The sequence below is a fragment of the Paenibacillus barengoltzii NBRC 101215 genome (genome assembly GCF_004000745.1).
Classification (GTDB): domain Bacteria; phylum Bacillota; class Bacilli; order Paenibacillales; family Paenibacillaceae; genus Fontibacillus; species Fontibacillus barengoltzii.
Genome location: NZ_BILV01000072.1, coordinates 1 through 17,439 on the forward strand (window position 1 = coordinate 1; position 17,439 = coordinate 17,439).

The 17,439-nt window shown below is 52.3% G+C and carries 14 protein-coding genes; all 14 read right to left on the reverse strand.

The annotated features are described in order from the left end of the window. Positions 1 to 79 precede the first annotated feature (79 nt). The gene (locus PBA01S_RS17825; RefSeq protein WP_028540084.1) at positions 80 to 1,024 is read right to left on the reverse strand and encodes a bifunctional riboflavin kinase/FAD synthetase; all 945 of its coding nucleotides are present in this window, start codon (positions 1,022 to 1,024) and stop codon (positions 80 to 82) included. 45 nt (positions 1,025 to 1,069) lie between these two features. Then, a complete protein-coding gene (gene truB / locus PBA01S_RS17830; protein ID WP_016312400.1) occupies positions 1,070 to 1,987 on the reverse strand; it encodes a tRNA pseudouridine(55) synthase TruB in 918 nt (305 codons plus the stop codon). Continuing rightward, positions 1,984 to 2,964: a DHH family phosphoesterase gene (locus PBA01S_RS17835; protein WP_028540085.1), complete on the reverse strand. Its 981-nt coding sequence runs from the start codon at positions 2,962 to 2,964 to the stop codon at positions 1,984 to 1,986. Before PBA01S_RS17835 ends, truB begins: the two co-directional genes overlap by 4 nt. 58 nt (positions 2,965 to 3,022) lie before the next feature. Beyond that, entirely contained in the window at positions 3,023 to 3,376 is a 354-nt protein-coding gene (gene rbfA / locus PBA01S_RS17840; protein ID WP_127576467.1) for a 30S ribosome-binding factor RbfA, read from the reverse strand. A gap of 14 nt (positions 3,377 to 3,390) precedes the next feature. Next, positions 3,391 to 5,907 carry a translation initiation factor IF-2 gene (gene infB / locus PBA01S_RS17845; RefSeq protein WP_127576468.1) on the reverse strand — a complete coding sequence of 839 codons (2,517 nt, stop codon included), beginning with the start codon at positions 5,905 to 5,907 and terminating at the stop codon, positions 3,391 to 3,393. Then, positions 5,900 to 6,229: a L7Ae/L30e/S12e/Gadd45 family ribosomal protein gene (locus PBA01S_RS17850; RefSeq protein WP_016312403.1), complete on the reverse strand. Its 330-nt coding sequence runs from the start codon at positions 6,227 to 6,229 to the stop codon at positions 5,900 to 5,902. Before PBA01S_RS17850 ends, infB begins: the two co-directional genes overlap by 8 nt. Then, positions 6,222 to 6,536 (reverse strand): RNase P modulator RnpM, encoded by a 315-nt coding sequence (rnpM, locus tag PBA01S_RS17855; protein WP_028540087.1) that lies wholly within the window; start codon positions 6,534 to 6,536, stop codon positions 6,222 to 6,224. The genes PBA01S_RS17850 and rnpM overlap by 8 nt, the downstream gene beginning before the upstream one ends. 15 nt (positions 6,537 to 6,551) lie before the next feature. After that, positions 6,552 to 7,649, reverse strand: a complete 1,098-nt coding sequence (gene nusA, locus PBA01S_RS17860; RefSeq protein ID WP_028540088.1) for a transcription termination factor NusA — start codon at positions 7,647 to 7,649, stop codon at positions 6,552 to 6,554. A 41-nt stretch (positions 7,650 to 7,690) separates the two neighbouring features. Then, entirely contained in the window at positions 7,691 to 8,152 is a 462-nt protein-coding gene (rimP, locus tag PBA01S_RS17865) for a ribosome maturation factor RimP (RefSeq protein WP_016312405.1), read from the reverse strand. A gap of 414 nt (positions 8,153 to 8,566) precedes the next feature. Next, the gene (locus tag PBA01S_RS17870) at positions 8,567 to 12,886 is read right to left on the reverse strand and encodes a PolC-type DNA polymerase III (protein ID WP_127576469.1); all 4,320 of its coding nucleotides are present in this window, start codon (positions 12,884 to 12,886) and stop codon (positions 8,567 to 8,569) included. Between the two features lie 186 nt (positions 12,887 to 13,072). Continuing rightward, a complete protein-coding gene (gene proS, locus PBA01S_RS17875; RefSeq protein WP_009223045.1) occupies positions 13,073 to 14,524 on the reverse strand; it encodes a proline--tRNA ligase in 1,452 nt (483 codons plus the stop codon). A gap of 75 nt (positions 14,525 to 14,599) precedes the next feature. Beyond that, positions 14,600 to 15,874 carry an RIP metalloprotease RseP gene (rseP, locus tag PBA01S_RS17880; RefSeq protein ID WP_127576470.1) on the reverse strand — a complete coding sequence of 425 codons (1,275 nt, stop codon included), beginning with the start codon at positions 15,872 to 15,874 and terminating at the stop codon, positions 14,600 to 14,602. 141 nt (positions 15,875 to 16,015) lie between these two features. After that, positions 16,016 to 17,155 (reverse strand): 1-deoxy-D-xylulose-5-phosphate reductoisomerase, encoded by a 1,140-nt coding sequence (locus PBA01S_RS17885; RefSeq protein ID WP_085278770.1) that lies wholly within the window; start codon positions 17,153 to 17,155, stop codon positions 16,016 to 16,018. An 88-nt stretch (positions 17,156 to 17,243) separates the two neighbouring features. Next, positions 17,244 to 17,439 (reverse strand): hypothetical protein (locus tag PBA01S_RS22980; protein ID WP_218027454.1); only part of this gene is annotated, 196 nt, incomplete at its 5' end.

Sequence of the window (17,439 nt, forward strand, 5' to 3'; positions counted from 1 at the left end):
TAACAAAATTACGTGAGTGAACCATTATCCTTCGGTAACATTTTTATATGAGTTGACACGTGCCGGATCGGTAGGGTTCTCAGGAATCTTTCAGCAATCGTTTCGCCGTTTCCGCATCCTGTCCAATTTGAGCAATCAGCTCATCCAAGGAGCCGAACTTGCGCTCCTCCCGAATATAGTGAACCAATTCCACGGATAGGCTTTCGTCGTAAATCTCGCTGGAAAAATCAAACAGATGGGCTTCCAGCCAAAAGATTTTGCCGTTCTCATGAAAGGTTGGCTTCACTCCAACGTTCATCACGCCGGAGTAAGTCGTTCCTTCGTGCGTCACTCGTACGGCATAGACCCCGCTGGCCGGGACGACATAATGCTCCGCCAGCTTCAGGTTGGCTGTAGGGAAGCCGAGCTGACGGCCGCGTTTCTCGCCGTGCATGACGGTCCCTCGCAGCGTATACGTCCGTCCGAGCCAACGATTCGCTTGCTCAATCTTCCCTTCCTGCAGCGCTTTGCGAATCCCTGAACTGCTGACCTTCTCCCCGTCGATCAGGAACGGCGGTACGGTGTGCACGTCAAGGACATTGCCGCTTAATTCACGCAGCATGCTCGCATCCCCTTCCCCCCGGTAGCCATAACGGAAGTCAAAGCCAACTACCGCAGTGTGCACCTGCAACGGCACCAGGATACCGGAAACGAAGTTCTGCGGACTTACACGCGAGAAAGCGTCGTTAAACTCAACGATATATACGTAATCCACGCCCATCTCGCGCAGAATACGTTCCTTCTCCTCCGGCGGCGTCAAATATCCGTCATAATCGCCTTTCTTCATAACTTCCTTCGGATGGGGATGAAACGTCATGACGGAGGCAGGAAGACCGAGTTCGCCAGCCAACCGGACAGCCGAATTAATTACGCTGGCATGTCCCAGGTGAAGGCCGTCAAATTGGCCGATCGCCAGCACTTGCGGGCGGGTATGTTGTTCTATAAATCGTTCATTTAGTGGATATGATAAATGTATCGTTTCCATGATCGTCTCACCTGCAATTTCCCTCGGAATGCGCATTTCTTAAGGCTACTCGGGTAGAAACACTTTAACTGCCTTTACGGCCTTCGCTCCCTCTTCTACCCGGAAGATGCCTAAAAATTGCTGTTCGGGGCTGTACAACCGCAGGGTTTCTCCGCGCTTAACCGGTGGAGTTACCACTGAGGGGGACAGCCGCTGACCTTGCAATGCCGCCTTGACCTTCTCGGCAGCAACGGTATGGGCCGGTAAATGCTGCACCGCTCGATCAACCGGCAGTAAATATTCTTGCAGCGATCCGTTTGCCGCGTGACGGGCCACCTCATCCAGCGTCAGACAATGTGACTCCGTGATTCCCGCCGACATCGTCCGCTTTAGCTCCGTCATCGCCGCAGGCACGCCGAGTGCACGTCCGATATCAACGCAGAGCGTACGGATATAAGTTCCTTTGGAGCATAACGCGCGAAAAGAGATCCGCGGATGCGGCCCTTCCGGATGGAACGAAATCAGCTCCAATTGATAGATCGTCACTTCCCGGGGCTTGCGCTCCACGGTTTTCCCTTCCCGTGCCAGTTCATAAAGACGTTTCCCGTCTTGTTTAAGCGCCGAATACATCGGCGGAATTTGCGAGATTGTGCCAACAAACCGGGACAATACAAGCCGAACGTCCTCTTCCGTCACCCGAACCTCATTCACCTGTTCGATGATTTCGCCGGTCATATCCTCAGTATCGGTCGCCACGCCGAGCACCAAGGTTGCTTCGTATTCCTTCGGCAAGTCCTGCAAATACTCCACCATTCGCGTTGCGCGGCCGAGACATAGAGGCAATACTCCAGTGACGGCTGGGTCTAACGTACCTGTGTGGCCAATCCGCTTCATTTTCAAAATCCCCCGGCATTTGGCAACCACGTCATGCGATGTAAAACCGGCTGGCTTGTGGATCGGCAAAATGCCTTCGTATGCGTTCATAACTGCAGCCTCACTTGTTCCAACACTCTAGGGACAACCGTGTCCAGAGTCCCTTCTATGCGAGCTCCAGCGGCCCGGACATGACCGCCGCCGCCAAAGCTTTGAGCCACCTTAGCCACGTCGACTTTGCCCGCCGAGCGCATACTCACCTTGATGGCTTGTTCGTTAATGACCTTAAACAACAGGCCTACTTCGACTCCTTGAATATTCCGCGGATAATTGACGATGCCTTCCATATCCTCGTGAACGGCGCCAGTCGCCTGCAGGTCCTCATCTGTCACCGACACCCAGCTAATCTTCCCGTCTTCCGTCAGCTGAAGTCCATTTAGAGCCCGAGTCAGCAGACGCAGCTGCGGAAGCGTCATTTGCTCTAGCAGCAATTCGGATAAAGCGGGACCGTCTACGCCGTACTCTAGCAATTTGGAGGCAGCCGCCATCACCTTGGGCGATGTATTGGAGTACCGGAACCCGCCAGTATCTGTCAATAGTCCGGTATAAAGCACCGTTGCGATCGTCTGATCCAACGGAAGATCCATATAGTTGATTAGGTCGAACAAAATTTCGGCGGTCGCCGCCGCATTCGGCACAACAAGGTTCACCAACCCGTATAGATCGTTGGTCGGATGGTGGTCGATGTTCAGCAGGCGTGCCCCTTCGGCAAACCATTCATGGGTCTTGCCAACCCGTTTGAAGTCAGCGCAGTCCACGCAGATCACATGATCAAATTTGCGGTCAAGCGATGTCACCGACAAATCGAGAATCTCATCTGCATGCCACAAATAATGCATCCGTTTAGGGATCGGGCCTTCGTTGACCATCACGAATTTTTTACCCAGACATGACAGAAGCCAGCCCACCGCTAGGGTGGAACTGACTGCGTCACCGTCCGGCTGAACATGCGACACAATTAGGAAATGATCATTCTGAGTCAGGAACTCCTTCGTCTGACTCAGATCCCTTTCATAGGTCGTCTGCATTGCCGTCTCCTTTGGGAATCTCCATTACTCATGATGAGTTATCGATTCCCTTCATATTTCATTCTTTGTGCTCTTGCGTAATTTCGCCGAGAAGCTTCTCAATCCGACTGCCATAAGCGATGGATTCGTCAATTTTGAAAATCAACTCCGGTGTGTGGCGCAGCCGAATTCGTTTGCCGATTTCAGAACGCAGGAAGCCGGTCGCTTTCTCCAGCCCTTTTAAGGATTCGTTCTTCTGCTCCTCGTCACCAAATACGCTGAGGTAAACTTTGGCCTGCGACAAATCATTTGTCACATCGACTCCGGTCACCGTGACAAAACCGATGCGCGGATCTTTCAGTTCACTCTGGATGAGCACGCTTAGTTCTTTCTTAATCTGTTCGCCTACGCGGCCGGTACGATTTTTGGCCATTTTAGACACCCACCTTACTTCGGTTCAACAGTTTCCATGACGAACGCTTCGATCACGTCGCCTTCTTTAATATCGTTGTAATTGTCCAAGGTAATCCCGCACTCGTAACCTTGAGCAACTTCCTTCGCGTCGTCCTTGAAACGTTTGAGCGAATCGATTTTGCCCTCATATACGACGATGCCGTCACGAATCAAGCGGACTTCCGCCGAACGGGTAATTTTACCAGAAGTCACCATACAACCTGCAATCGTTCCGACCTTGCTGATCTTGAACGTATTACGGACTTCCGCGTGACCGATAACTGCCTCTTTATAAACCGGATCAAGCATCCCTTTCATCGCTTGCTCAATCTCTTCAATTGCGTTGTAAATGACGCGGTGCAAGCGAATATCAACCTTCTCTTGTTCCGCGGTCGCTTTCGTTTGATTGTCTGGACGGACGTTGAACCCGATAATAATCGCGTTCGAAGCCGCCGCCAAGATGACATCGGATTCGGTAATCGCACCGGCACCGCTGTGGATAATCTTGACGCGAACGCCTTCGACCTCGATCTTCTCGAGTGCGCCTCGGAGCGCTTCAACCGAACCTTGTACGTCGGCTTTGATGATCACATTGAGATCCTTGATTTCGCCTTCTTTGATGTGGCGGAACAGATCATCCAGCGTCACGCGAGTATTGGCACCCAAATCGGACTGACGCTGCATCGTGGCCCGTTTGTCTGCGATCGACCGCGCTTTGCGTTCGTCTTCGAAGACCATAAACGGATCGCCGGCTTGCGGCACCTCGGTCAGACCGGTAATTTCCACCGGCGTCGATGGACCGGCTTCTTTCAACCGGCGTCCACGATCGTTAACCATCGCGCGGACGCGGCCGAAGCAGTTTCCTGCAACAAAAGCGTCGCCGACCTTCAATGTTCCGTGTTGAACCAATACGCGAGCTACCGGGCCGCGAGTTTTATCGAGCTCAGCCTCGATGACTGCACCGCGAGCGCGTTTATCCGGGTTCGCTTTGTACTCGTTCACTTCGGCTACCAGCAGTATCATTTCAAGCAAGTTTTCCAAGCCGATTTTTTGCTTCGCAGAGACGTTGACGAAAATCGTGTCGCCGCCCCATTCTTCCGGTACAAGCTCATACTCGGTCAATTCTTGTTTCACTCGATCCGGATTGGCTTCCGGTTTATCGATCTTGTTGACCGCAACAATAATTGGCAAGCCTGCTGCTTTCGCATGGTTCACCGCTTCGACCGTCTGCGGCATCACGCCGTCATCCGCAGCAACGACGATAATCGTAATATCCGTTAACTGGGCACCGCGGGCACGCATCGCTGTAAACGCTTCGTGGCCTGGCGTATCCAGGAACGTAATCTTCTTGCCGTTGATTTCGACTTGATATGCCCCGATATGCTGCGTGATCCCGCCGGCTTCGCCGCCGGTGACATTCGTGGAACGAATAGCGTCCAACAGCGTCGTTTTCCCGTGGTCAACGTGACCCATGATCGTAACGACAGGTGGACGTTCTTTCAGATCCGCCTCATCGTCAACCTCTTCGATCGTTTCAAACCGGTCTTCTTCCACCGGAATTTTCACCTCAACCTCAACGCCGAAATCACTTGCCAGCAGCTGGATCGTATCAAGGTCAAGCTCTTGGTTAATGGTGGCCATGACGCCGAGCAGCATCAGCTTCTTGATGACTTCGGAAGCGTCCTTATGCAGCAACTTGGCGGTTTCGCCAACCGTCATCGTACCGCGGACGATAATCTTCTTCGGCGTATTGTCGATCTTCTCGCGTGGAGGCTGCTGCGGAGCCCCTTTGCCGCGTCCGCCTTTACCGCCTCGATTATTTTTGAAATTGGCGCCATTGCGGTTATCATCGTAACCTCTTTGGTTCTTGCCACCGTTGTTATTCCCTTTTCTTTGCCCTTGTCCTTTGCCGCCGCCGTTTTGGCCTTGGGCTGGGCGCTGGCCGCTATCATTCCGCTGGCCGCCTTGCCCGGCTCCCCGGTTCCCTTGCGGGTTCCGGTTCGCACCTGAGGTGTTCCCACCGCCTTGGCCTTGGGGACGAGAGTTTTGATGATTGCCGCCGTTTGGACGGCTCGATCTTTCTTGAACTGCCGTACTGCCACCTGCATTGGTTTGGTTTGTTTTTGGTTTATTATTCATGCTTACCTGCTTTTCCTGTTGATTTTGGTTTTTTACGGGTGCGTTTGCGCCGCGTCCCTGATCTCCGCGATGACCGGATGATTCTCCGGCTGTAGCTTTCGGTGTTTGGCTTCCTCCTGCGGAAGCCGATGCCGGCGATTTGGCAGAGGAATCGTTGCGTCCCGAGCTTTCTCGTTTCGCCGCCGCGTTGCTTTTAATATCCTTGAAGAACTGTTCCACACGGGCTACGGCATCATTCTCCATGACGCTCATGTGGTTGTTAACCGGGATATTCAGACGCTTAAGAATCGTGATAATTTCTTTACTACTCATATTGAGCGATTTGGCGTATTCATACACCCTGAGCTTATCTTGTTTTTCTTGTTTACTCAATATACTCCACCTCCGATGTTTTCAAGATCGCTTTGCGGATCATCTCGGTAAACCCTGGATCGGTGATCGCCAGAACAACCCGTTCCGGCTTGCCAACACTTCTCCCGAGCGCTTCACGGTCAAATCCGATGATCAGCGGGATGTTGTAGCTCCCGCATTTGTCCCGGAATTTCTTCTGTGTATTGGCGGAAGCATCTCCCGCAACGATGACGAGCTTGGCTTCTCTTGAACGAATCGATTTCAGGACGAGTTCGTCCCCAGTTACCAGCTTACCGGCTCGCATGGCGAGACCAAGACCGGACAACGGCTGGGCCTTATTCATCTTCATCCTCTTCTCGAGCCTGAGCAGCAAGGAATTCATCCTCGACGGCCAAGAAATCGCGAGCGAGCTGTTCGTAAACCTCGTTACCAACCGGAGCTTTAAGTGCCCGATCCAGTGCACGTGATTTATGAGCGAGCTTAAAGCATTCCGTCTTGCCGCAGAGATAAGCGCCGCGGCCTGACTTTTTGCCTGTTAAGTCGATCGACACCTCGCCCTCCGGGGAACGCACAATCCGGATCAGCGACTTCTTGGGCATCATTTCCTGGCAGGCTACGCATTTGCGGAGCGGTACTTTTCTTTGCTTCATCCTTGCCACCTCCCGTTAATCCACGGAGATGGAATCCTGAGGCATTTCGCCTTGTTCGGTTTTTTCTCTGCCGAATTCCTCTTCCGCTTGGGTTTCGCTCTTGATGTCGATTTTCCAACCGGTCAATTTGGCGGCGAGACGCGCGTTCTGTCCTTTAATGCCAATCGCCAGCGACAATTGGTAATCCGGTACGATCACGCGGGCCATCTTCTCCGCTTCAAACACCTGCACTTCGAGCACTTTGGACGGGCTCAGCGCATTGGCTACATATTCCTCAACATTCTCCGAATAACGAACGATGTCAATTTTCTCTCCGCGCAGCTCGTTCACAATCGTTTGTACACGCGTCCCCTTCGGGCCAACGCAGGAGCCAACAGGATCCACTTCGCTGTTGCGGGAGTATACGGCGATTTTGGAGCGGAAGCCGGCTTCGCGGGCTACGGAACGAATCTCCACAACACCGTCAAAAATTTCCGGAACCTCCAGCTCGAACAAGCGCTTCAGCAAGCCCGGATGCGTACGGGACAGCAAGATTTGCGGTCCTTTCGTCGTATTCTCTACTTTCGTAATGTACGCTTTAATCCGGTCGCCGTGCTTGAACTTCTCGTTTGGCATCAATTCGTTTAACGGTAAATGGGCTTCCACCTTACCAAGATCAACGTAAATATTACGTAAGTCCTGACGTTGTACGATCCCGGTTACGATGTCCTCTTCCTTCTCCACGAACGCATTATAGATCAGTCCGCGCTCGGCCTCACGAATACGCTGCGTCACGACTTGCTTCGCCGTTTGTGCCGCGATCCGGCCGAAGTCCCGAGGGGTTACCTCGATTTCAGTGATGTCGTCCAGATGATAGTTCGGATTAATCTCACGTGCTGCTTGCAGTGAAATCTCCGTCCGCGGATCAAGGACTTCCTCTACGACAAGCTTGCGCGCATAAACTTTGATTTCGCCGGTATGGCGGTTCATATCCACACGCACGTTTTGCGCCGTATTAAAGTTACGTTTGTAGCTGGAGATCAGCGCTGCTTCGATCGCTTCGAACAAGATGTCCTTGCTGATTCCTTTTTCCCTTTCCAATTCGTTCAAGGCTTCGATAAAATCCATGCTCATTTGCCTCGAGTTCCCCCTTTCATAATTCCCCGCAGGTCACACTAGAAAATAATGGCCAATCTTGCGCTGGCAACTTTGCTATATGGAATGGCGTGACGCTTCTTCCCCACTTCAATAACTAATTCGTTCCCATCAAAGGAAAGAAGCCGGCCTTCAAATTCTTTCAGGCCATCTACCGGTTCGTATGTAGTCACAAAAACGTCTTTGCCGACCGCCTTGGAGACATCCTCGGCTTTCTTCAAGGGGCGTTCCGCTCCTGGCGAAGACACTTCAAGAAAATAAGCCGACGGAATCGGATCGTTCTCGTCGAGCTTCTCGCTAAGGTATTCGCTGATCCGGCCGCAGTCATCAATGTCGATGCCGCCTTCTTTGTCGACAAATACGCGGAGGAACCAGTTGCTGCCCTCCTTCACGTATTCCACGTCAACCAGTTCAAAGCCGTTCTCCTCCAAATAAGGCGTGACCATTTGCTCGACGGTCGCTTTGATCTTTGGTGTGCTCAAGCGTACATTACCTCCAACTTTAATCCTATATACCAAAGATTAAAGAGTGGGTTTCCCCACTCTTTAAACAACGGTTCTATCTTCATGATTGCCAAAAAAATTATAACATAGTACATACCAAGTGACAAGTAAAACACCTTTACTGCTAGAGGGAGATTAAAAAGTCATCTTCGGATCACGAAGCAAAACCGAGTTGTTTATTCGGCGTCGAATCTTGAACTCAGCCCGGCCTTCCGTTGCTCACGTACCTTTTCGTACGCTCCGCTACTCAGTCCTGTCTTCGTCCAACCTTCTCGGTGCTCCAAACCTGTCTTTTTTATCCTTCAACAAACGGGAGATTAAAAAGTCATCTTCGGATCACGAGGCAATACAAGACGTTAATTCAAAGTCGAATTTTGAACTCAGCCAGCTAGATTAAAATAAAGACAATTGATTGCTCTCTGGCAGGCCGCGGAAACAGCCCATGGAACCGAGAAGTTCCACGATCGTTTTACTCGCTTTGGACTTCTGCTGGAAGTCCTCGATCGACAGGAATTCGCCTTGCTCTTTCGCTGCGGCGATGTTTTTGGCCGCGTTCTCCCCGATCCCGGCAAGCGCCGAGAACGGCGGAATCAACGAATCGCCGTCGACGATAAATTTCGTAGCGTCGGAGCGATACAGATCGATCGGCTTGAAATGGAACCCGCGTGCCGTCATTTCCAGCGCCATTTCCAAGATCGGGAGCATGTTCTTCTCCTTCGGCAGCGCCTGGAAGCCCTTCTGCTCAATCTCTTCGATCTTGCGGTAAATCGCCTCGTACCCTTGGCAGCACAACTCGATATCGAAGTCCTCCCCGCGGACCGAGAAATACGTCGCATAATATTCGATCGGATAATACAGCTTGAAGTAAGCGGTCCGTACCGCAGAGATAACGTAAGCAGCGGCGTGCGCCTTCGGGAACATGTACTGGATCTTCAAGCAAGAATCGATATACCATTGCGGTACTTTACACTTCTTCATTTCCTCGATCCATTCCGGCGTCAACCCTTTCCCCTTACGAACACTCTCCGTAATTTTAAAGGCCAAGCCGGCGTCCATTCCCGCTTTATATATCAGGTACAGCATGATATCGTCACGACAACCGATAACGGTTTTGATGTTACAAGTGCCGTTTTTGATCAGTTCCTGAGCATTCCCCAGCCATACACCGGTTCCGTGCGATAACCCGGAAATTTGCAGTAAATCCGCAAAGGAAGACGGCTGTGATTCCACCAGCATCTGGCGCACAAATTTCGTCCCCATCTCCGGGATCCCGTATGTGGCAACCGGCGTACGGATCTGTTCCGGTGTAACCCCTAGTGCATCCGTGGAGTTGAACATGCTCATTACTTTCGGGTCATTCATGGGGATCGTCGTTGGATCGACCCCGGTCAAATCCTGCAGCATCCGCATCATCGTCGGATCATCGTGCCCCAGAATATCGAGCTTGAGCAGATTCGCGTCGAAGGCGTGGTAATCGAAATGGGTTGTTTTCCATTCAGATTCGGTGTCATCGGCCGGGTACTGTACCGGCGTGATATCTTCCACATCAATGTAATCCGGTACGACGACGATCCCGCCGGGATGCTGCCCGGTACTGCGCTTCACGCCGGTACATCCCGCCGCGAGACGGTTGAGCTCCGCCCCGCGCCAATGCTTGTTATGCTCTTCTTCGTACTTCTTGGCAAAGCCAAACGCAGTTTTCTCTGCAACCGTACCGATGGTTCCTGCACGGAAGACGTTCTTCTCCCCGAACAGGACCTTCGTATAGTTATGGGCGACCGGTTGATATTCACCGGAGAAGTTAAGGTCAATATCGGGGACCTTGTCGCCTTTAAAGCCAAGGAACGTCTCGAACGGAATGTCCTGACCTTCGCCCTTCAATTTGCCGCCGCATTTCGGGCAGCTTTTGTCCGGAAGGTCGAAGCCGCTGGGCACGCTGCCGTCCAGGAACCATTCGCTATATTTGCATTCGTGATTTTGACAGATATAGTGAGCCGGCAGCGGATTAACCTCGGAAATCCCCAGGAACAACGCGACCACTGATGAGCCGACCGAACCCCGAGAACCTACGAGATACCCGTCTTGGTTCGACTTCTTCACCAGCCGCTCGGAAATCAAATAGTTAGCCGAGAACCCATATTTGATAATTGGCTCCAGCTCTTTCTCCAACCGCTTCACAATCACTTCAGGCAAATCGTCGCCGTAAATGGATTTGGCGGTATCGTAACACTTCTGGCGGATCTCCTCGTCGGCCCCTTCAATGATTGGGGTAAACAGCTTGTCCGGGAACAATTCGATCTCCTCGAAGCGGTCCGCCAACGCTGAAGTATTGGTGACGACCACTTCCCAAGCTTTCTCCTGACCTAGGAATTTGAATTCCTCCAGCATTTCCTCCGTTGTCCGGAAGTGCGCATCCGGCTTGCGGATTTCCTTCAGCGGACTGAACCCGGTAATTCCGTGGATCGTAATGTCACGGAACAGCTTGTCTTTCGGATCCAGGTAGTGCACGTTTCCAGTAGCAACAACCGGCTTGTCCAGCTTCGTCCCGATCTCCACGATTTTGCGAATCGCCGTCTGCAGTTCTTCCGTGCTGCCAACGAGCCCTTTTTCTACGAGATGCATGTACATCGTGAGCGGCTGAATTTCGAGTACATCATAAAATTCGGCAACCGCTTCGGCTTCCTCCACCGATTTGTTCAGTACGGTCTCGAAGAACTCGCCCTTCTCGCAGCCGGAGAGGATCAGCAAACCTTCTCGCAGCTCCACCAGCTTGGATTTCGGAATACAAGGCACCCGCTTGAAATATTCGGTGTGCGACAACGAGATCAGCTTAAACAGGTTTTTCTTGCCAACTGGATTAAGCGCATAGATCCCGCAATGGAACGGACGGGCATTGGACAAGTCTTTCCCGACCTTATCATTCAAGCGATCAAGCGTCTTATATCCTTCAATCTTGAATGCATCATCCAGCAAACCGTTTAAGATCTCACCCAGCGCCACGGTATCATCGATCGCCCGGTGGTGGTTCTCCAGTGAAACTTTGTACTTGGCAGCCAGGGTATTCAAACGGTGATTTTTCATCGTCGGGAACAACATCCGGGCCAGCTCCAGTGTATCAAGCACAGGGTTTTCCATGATTGGCAGGCCCAGCTCCTTGAGCTTGGCATTCACAAAGTCATAGTCAAACCGTGCGTTATGAGCCACCAAAATCGCATCCTCGGCGAATTCCACGAACCGTTTCAGCACCGGCTCCACATCAGGTGCATCCTTCACCATGTCATCGTTGATATTGGTCAACTGTTGAATATGGTACGGGATTCGTTCATGCGGATTTACGAAGGTCGCATATCGATCGATCTCTTTGCCTTCCCGCATCTTCACGGCTGCAATTTCAATGATTTTGTTTTGGGTTACCGACAAACCGGTGGTCTCGATGTCAAATACAACGTAGGTCGCCGTCTTCAACTCGTCCCCTCTCGGGTTCAGCACAACCGCGACATCATCATTAACAACATTGGCTTCCACGCCGTAAATCATCTTAATGCCATGCTTCTTCGCAGCCTTCGCCGCGTCCGGGAAACTTTGCACACCGCCGTGGTCTGTCACAGCGATCGCTTTATGTCCCCATTTTGCCGCCATTTTCACATAATCGCCAATCGGCGTGACGGCGTCCATCGTACTCATCGTCGTGTGCAGATGGAATTCAACCCGCTTCTCCGTCGCGTTATCCATTCGTCCTGGAGGTGCGGGCACCTCAACCAGATCCGACGGAATCATGACCAGCTCGGGAACCGGCATAAAGCGGTCCATTTCTACTTTCCCCCGTGCCTTGATCCATTTCCCGTTGGCGAGTTGCCCCATAATCTTCAGATCTTCTTTATTTTTGGCGAACAATTTCAGCTGCAGGGAATCGGAGAAATCGGTCAGGAAAAACGTAAACAAGGTGTTGCCGTTTCGCAGCTCCTTGCGATCCAGGCCAAAAATCGTCCCCTGAATCGTAATCTTCTTCTCTTCGTCCTGGATTTGCTGAAGCGGTACAGGCGGATCCTTGATCTCGTTCCCAAGCTGCAGCTTGACCACTTCGCCCCCATCGTCTTCTTCCGGAGGAGCTTCCACGGTCATGCTCTCCATCATCTGTTGAATAACTTCGCGTTCTTCCTCCACGATCCGCTGCTGGAACTCTTCAAACGCTTCGACGTTCGGCTCTCCGGTTTGCAGTTTGATTCTTAACGGCAGGGCAAAATAGGTTTCATAATACACGGTGATGGCTTTGTCAATCTGTTTCTTCCGCGCCAACTCCAGCGCCATAGCGTCGCCAAATGTTACGGTGACCATATCGCCGTCGATATCCAGCCCGGCTCTCGCCATCCAGCCATTGACCGACGGAATCTGGCGTTTCACCCATTCGAGAAAGAGCGGCCAATATTCTTCAACAATGTCTTTGGCGGTCAACCCGCCGCCGTAATGAAACTCAAAAGAAATGATGGCGATATGCTCCATCCGTTCTCTGACCCGCAGGCAAAAGGTGCGGTAGGCTTGGGCCGGCACCAGCGTGTCCTTCTGAATGGTGATTCTCCATTCCCGATTGCTGCGACTGACCTCTACTTTTTCGATATGCCCGTCAAGAAAATACGGATCGATCAGCGAAGCGGGCACATCCGCCTGCTTCATTAACAGCTCCAGCCGGTTTCTCTTGTCTTGCGTCTCGGTCATGTCCTCTCCCCTCACCTTGCTTGCTGACTTCTTCCCATGATTCAAAAAAAAGGCTTCCGGCGGTGATGCCGGCGGCGTGATAAGCCTGCAGGCGCCTTACTGCCGAAAGCCCTCTTGTGGTTGTGCCATTCGCCCGCGTCCCCAGCTTCCCCAAACTCTAGCGGGACGGTAACGCGAAAGTTATTCTTAATAGGCTCTGGCAAAAACAACGGTATGTTTCGCTGGATCCCCGCAAACGAGGCAGGTATCCTTCGTCGTTTGAGGATTAAATGGGATATTGCGGCTGGTTGCCCCCGTTTCTTCCTTCACCGTGCGTTCGCAAGCCTCCGAACCGCACCATCCAGCCAGGGTGAAGCCGCGTTTCTCTTCGATGCTCGCTTTCATTTCATCCAGCGTATCGACACTGTAGAAATGCTCTTCGCGGAACGCTTTGGCCCGCTCGTACATTTCCTGATGAACCTGCTCCAGCATTGCCTGAACCTCTTCGACCAATCGGTCCTGTTGAACTACCTTCTTCTCGCCGCTGATGCGGGAGACAAGGACGCAAACGCCGTTCTCCATATCGCGAGGCCCAATTTCCAGACGAACCGGTACACCGCGCATTTCGTATTCGTTAAACTTCCAGCCTGGGCGGAAGTCGGCGCGGTCATCAATGCCAACGCGAATGCCCGCTTTCTTCAGCTCGGCGAACAGCTCGTCCGCTCTGCCTACGACGGCTTCCCAAGTTTTTGGCGGGCCGATTGGAATAATCATAACCTGCTTCGGCGCGACCTTCGGCGGTAACGCCAACCCGCGGTCATCGCCGTGCACCATGATAAGCGAGCCGATTAACCGGGTGCTGACGCCCCAAGACGTCGTATGAACATATTCGCGTACGTTCTCACGGTTGAGATATTGAATATCAAACGCCTTCGCAAAATTAGTGCCCAGATAGTGCGAAGTCCCTGCTTGTACAGCGCGGCCGTCCTTCATCATCGCTTCGATCGAATAGGTATCGACCGCCCCGGCGAACTTCTCGGACGGCGTTTTTTGCCCAACGATAACCGGAATCGCCAAATAATTTTCCACGAAATCGCGGTAAATTTCCAGCATGCGCATCGTTTCTTCGCGGGCTTCCTGCTCGTTCTCGTGCGCAGTATGGCCTTCCTGCCACAGGAATTCGCTCGTGCGGAGGAATGGCAGCGTCCGTTTCTCCCAACGGACCACGTTCGCCCATTGGTTGATCAGCACCGGCAAATCACGGTAGGATTGGATCCATTTTTCGTACATATGCCCAATCATCGTTTCAGAGGTCGGACGGATCGCCAGACGCTCCTCCAGCTTCTCACCGGCAGCCTCGGTCACCCAAGGCAGTTCTGGGTTAAAGCCTTCAACGTGCTCTTTTTCCTTCTGGAAAAAGCTCTCGGGAATAAACAGCGGAAAATAAGCGTTGCGATGTCCCGTTTCCTTAAAGCGGCGGTCCAGCTCGGCTTGGATATGCTCCCAGATTTCATAGCCGTCCGGCTTAAATACGATACAGCCGCGGACCGGTGAGTAATCCATCAGATCCGCTTTTTTGATAACGTCGATATACCAACGGGAAAAATCCACTCCCTGCGGGGTAATCTCCGTGACGAATTGTTTCTCCTCGTTTGCCATAAGAACCTTTGTCCTCCCGTTAAAAACCACAAGTTTAATATTCACCTGCGCCGTCAGCTGCGTATCCGTCTTAAATCAGCCGTGAATCAAGCGCAAAATGTCGTTATACGTGACCGCAATCATCAGCAGGAATAACATCGCAAATCCGATGAAATGTACCATACCTTCGCGGTTGGGATCAATCGGTTTGCCGCGCAAGGCTTCGACCCCTAGGAAGATCAGACGACTTCCGTCGAGCGCCGGGATCGGCAGCAGGTTAAAGATCCCCAAATAGAGGCTTAAAATTGCCGCCCAATAGGTTAACTGAACAATCCCTTGCTTCGCGATTTGGCCGGTCACTTCAAAGGTGCGCACCGGTCCGCCCAGATCATCCATGTTAAAGCGATTGATTAACTGTTTGAACCCGAGAAAGATCGCCTTCGTCGTGTTGACCATGTCCTCCCCGGCGACTTGGAACGTCTCTCCAATGGACGCGCTGCGCGTCGGGAAAACGGTGACGATCGTGCTTCCGATTTTGCCGTCCTCATTCTCCGCCCCTTTCGGGGTAATGGTGACATTCAAAGTTTCGTCCCCGCGTTTAATCGTCCACGTCATCGGCTTGTTTTTCGAAGCCTGGATCATGTCGATCATTTTATTCGCATCGGTTCCTACCGGAGTTCCGTTGATCTTTTCGATGATATCGCCCGTTTTGAGCCCTACTTCCTCAGCCGGCATGCCTTTCATCACCTCGCCGATTTGCAGGTGGCTGGGTTGATCCAACGGAATCCCCGCCATTTGGGTATGCAGGGCGAACAGCACAAACGCCAAAATAAAGTTCATCAAAGGACCCGCGAAAATCGATAGAGCCCGCTGCCCTACGGTTTTGCTGCCGTACTGCCGGTCTCTCGGCGCAATTTGCGTCTCTTTGCCTTTCGCCACCAGCATGGCTTGCGGATGCACGCGGTAGGTGAGCGCTTCGCCGTCCACATCCAATCGTACCGCAAGATCGTCCTCAAGGTCGATGTGCTGCACTTCGCCGCGGATTACGTTTTTACGACTGTCCAATCGGTCCAGATAAATCTTCCGAACCTGATCGTTCTCCAGACGCAAGGCGATGGTTTGTCCGTCTGAAATCTGGATCAGCTCCGGATCCTCTCCCGCCATACGCGCATAACCGCCGAAAGGAAGCAAACGCAAGGTAAACTGGGTCTCACCCCGTTTAAAAGACAGCAGCTTGGGGCCAAACCCGATGGCGAACTCCCGTACCAAAATGCCGGCACGCTTCGCAAAGAAGTAATGTCCCCATTCATGCACCGTAACGATGACGAAAAACATGAGCACCGTCAAAAATATGATTTTCAGCAATTCCAAGCGTAAGCATCCCCCTTCTGGCCACGGATCGTCCAACGTTACTTTAGATTAATATATTCTCCGATCAGGCACAAGAGAATACCGCCGCCTACAGCTTTTGATCACGAGGTCCATCTTAGGGAAGCGAAAGCCTCACCGTAATCAAAGTGTCTCCGCAAGGGCTCTTGCCCAGCGATCCGCTTCACGAATCGTTTCCAGATCCGGATGAAACTGCACCTCATGTTCGGCTAACGCCGTTTCAATGATCGCCTCGATCTGCAAGAAAGGAATCTCCCCCTTCAAAAAGCGGGCGACTGCCACTTCATTCGCGGCATTGTAAACGCTGGTTGCCGTACCACCTATTTTACCACACTCATAGGCAAGTCTTAAACAAGGGAACCGCTCGAAATCCATCTCCCGAAAATGCAGCTTCCCGATCTCGGCTAAGGACAACCGTTTTGCCGCCGATGGCCAGCGATGTGGATAGGTCAGTGCATATTGGATCGGCACGCGCATGTCCGGCGTCCCTAACTGGGCGATCACACTGCCGTCACGATACTCAACGAAGGAGTGGATGATACTTTCTGGGTGCAGCAATACCCCGATTTGCTCAAAGGGAAGCCCAAACAACCAGTGCGCTTCGATGACTTCCAATCCTTTGTTGACCATCGTGGCCGAATCGATGGTGATTTTAGCGCCCATCGACCAGTTGGGATGCTTTAAGGCATCCTCCACTGTAACCTCCCGCAGCTGCTCTCGCGTCAGATCCCGGAACGAACCGCCGGAAGCGGTCAACGTAATTTGACGAACCTCTTGCTTGTACTCACCGTTTAGGCATTGGAAAATGGCTGAGTGCTCGCTGTCAACCGGCAGCAGCGCGACCCCTTTGCGCTGAGCCATCTCTGTGACTAGGTGCCCCGCTGTAACGAGGGTTTCCTTGTTCGCCAGTGCAATATGTTTGCCTTCCTCAATGGCCGCGAGTGTCGCGGGCAACCCTGCACTGCCAACAATGGCCGTCACAACCGTATCGGCATCAGTTCCCGCCGCCACTTCGACTAAGCCTTGCTCGCCATAGTAGAGCTCCACGCCTTCCGGCAGCTCTGGACGAATTCGATCAGCCAATTCTTTGGTAGCAACGGAGGCTTTACGAGGCCGAAACTCATGGACTTGTTCAGCAAACAATTTAAGATTGCTGCCCGCCGCCAATCCTTCCAGCCGGAACTCCCCGGGATAAGCCCGGATTACATCCAGTGTTTGCGTGCCGATGGAACCGGTCGAGCCAATCAACGCGATTTTCTTCATTGTTGCACCTACCTACCTTTTAACGGACCGTAGGGCCGTTATTCATCAATTTCCCGATCATTTCCCGCTGTAACGGACTCCAGGGGCTTTATTTGCGATCTAATGCATCTGACTTAGTGTCTTTTACCCAAATAAGGTCACTGAGGTCCATTAGCTTTTCAAACCCTTTTTTGTTACTCCAATAAGGTCTCTGGTGTCCGTAAGCCCAGCTATTCAGCACCAAGTAGCGAAAGGCCTGGCTGAAATCGAAATTTAACGCCGAACCCACGTCCATGAATCCGCTC